Consider the following 1,699-nt stretch of genomic DNA (forward strand, 5'->3'; position numbering starts at 1 on the left):
AGGACGTGTACGGTTCGTGCCCCAAGCCGGCCAGATGCAGGAGGATTGCCGGCGCGAAGCGGTAGCCCTGGCCGTCGAAGAGGGCCGGCGCCGCGGGGTAGAGGTTGATGTAGATGAGCGCACCATCCGCACCGGGTTCGGCCGGAACGGCGTCAGCGGCACCTTCCATATGCTCAGGACAGGCAATGGCCATTCCTCGGCGGTGAGGTCGGCGCCAGCAACATCTTTGGGGCGTCCCTTCGCTCCGCTCCTGTGCCGCCTTCAGCTCGACGCCAAGGCGGGCTTCAAACCTCCGGTTGAGACGAGGTGCCGCCGCATCGTTTGGCTTGCAATATCACGAAGTTGTGAGCTATCGGTGAGATGCCGATCTTGGCGTACGAGGGAGCCCATCGCTGAATGTCCGACACGCTGTTCGAGTTGATGTGTGCGGTGGCCGCGCACGGTGCCACGCTCCTGACCCTTGTTGGTGGGGGTCTCTGGCTGGAGCTGTCCCGCCGCCGCGACCTCCGGCGGCGACAGGCACCCCGGCTTGCGTAAGTACTGCCCCCGCCCTCAAGGCGGTCTGGCGCGGCGAGTGCCGCCAGCGCGGTGGGCAGTGCTAATCCAGGCCCATGCCCTCTGACGCGCCAGCCTCCCACAAACTCCGCATCGTAAAGCCTGCCAGCGGCGAGAGCGGACCGGCCTATGACTACCGCGGCCCCGTGATCTTCTTGAACGGGAAGGGGCACCCTTTGCAACTTTAGCCTCGATGGCTTCCCCACCGACCTAACGGCTTCTGAGGCGGCACTGGGCATAGTGGGGAGGTGGTTCGCTTGGTGGATGCTTGGCTCGACACAGAGAAGCTGCCGGCGCCATACGTGAACAAGCCGGGGGAGGGGGCCTAGTGCGCTCGCTTGCTGCTCTCGGCCTACTGCTGGTGGCAGGCTGCGCCTCGCCTTATGGCGGATCGTCCGCGCTGCCGGCCGTGCCGTCCAATCTCTCGACCATGCGGCAGATCACCGGGCGGGCTGACGGGCTGGAGACGCTGCAGCCGGAGCCGGGCGATATCTGGGCCTCCGAGCCAACGGCGAAGGCTCTCCGGAACTCACCGCCTACCCAGCAACGTCGCCTGCACGCCCCTGCTCCCCGAGGTGAGGCGGCCCTCTCCCCCCCGCCGCTGAGCCATGCGGAGGGCGATTTCTGGCGGGTGCCGGAATTAGGGCCAGCCCCGCCGAGCTGAGAGCGTTGTCAGCCGCCTCCATATGCCTCCTTGGAAACTCCGTACCTTACCGTATCGTTTGATCAACATCGGCACGCGGGAGAGCCTGGAGGCGGGCTCAGCAAGTTGGTCCCCATGGGGTCGCGCCTCTTACGACCATGCCCGCCGCCTCCTTATTGATCTCCACCTCAGCGCCGAAGTTGCTGAAGAGCGTCGGTCTCCACTTCCCTCTCTCAAGCATTGGCCACCAGCAGTGGAAGTGTGGGAATGTTGCAGGCGAGTTGCTGCTCCTATTTTTTGGTATCGATTTAGAAACTTTCCGCACGAAGTGAAAAACTTCATTGCGTGATTGCCGCCGCGCGGCATCTGAATTGTCGGCCGATATTACAAGTTCAGATCATCGTGGAAGTGGTAGACAGCCATCCGGTTGATTATTCGGAACGTTCCTTATTGGCACAGAGCTTGCCCTGTTAATGTCAAGGCGCAATGACGCGCTGACCC

At 63.4% G+C, this 1,699-nt stretch carries 2 protein-coding genes; both read left to right on the forward strand.

Annotated features, from left to right (window positions below; genetic code table 11):
- The first annotated feature begins 396 nt into the window (after nucleotides 1-396).
- Nucleotides 397-537 carry a hypothetical protein gene (locus tag D9599_RS30520; protein WP_198385099.1) on the forward strand — a complete coding sequence of 47 codons (141 nt, stop codon included), beginning with the start codon at nucleotides 397-399 and terminating at the stop codon, nucleotides 535-537.
- A gap of 346 nt (nucleotides 538-883) precedes the next feature.
- Complete coding sequence (locus D9599_RS30525; RefSeq protein WP_198385100.1) at nucleotides 884-1,219, forward strand: hypothetical protein; 336 nt, start codon at nucleotides 884-886, stop codon at nucleotides 1,217-1,219.
- The last annotated feature ends 480 nt before the right edge of the window (nucleotides 1,220-1,699 follow it).

Source organism: Roseomonas sp. KE2513 (genome assembly GCF_016107305.1).
Classification (GTDB): domain Bacteria; phylum Pseudomonadota; class Alphaproteobacteria; order Acetobacterales; family Acetobacteraceae; genus Roseomonas.

What these genes read in the sequence shown, in the direction of transcription:
- D9599_RS30520 (WP_198385099.1), top strand. Translation starts at nt 397, where the DNA reads ATGTCCGACACGCTGTTCGAGTTGATGTGTGCGGTGGCCGCGCACGGT.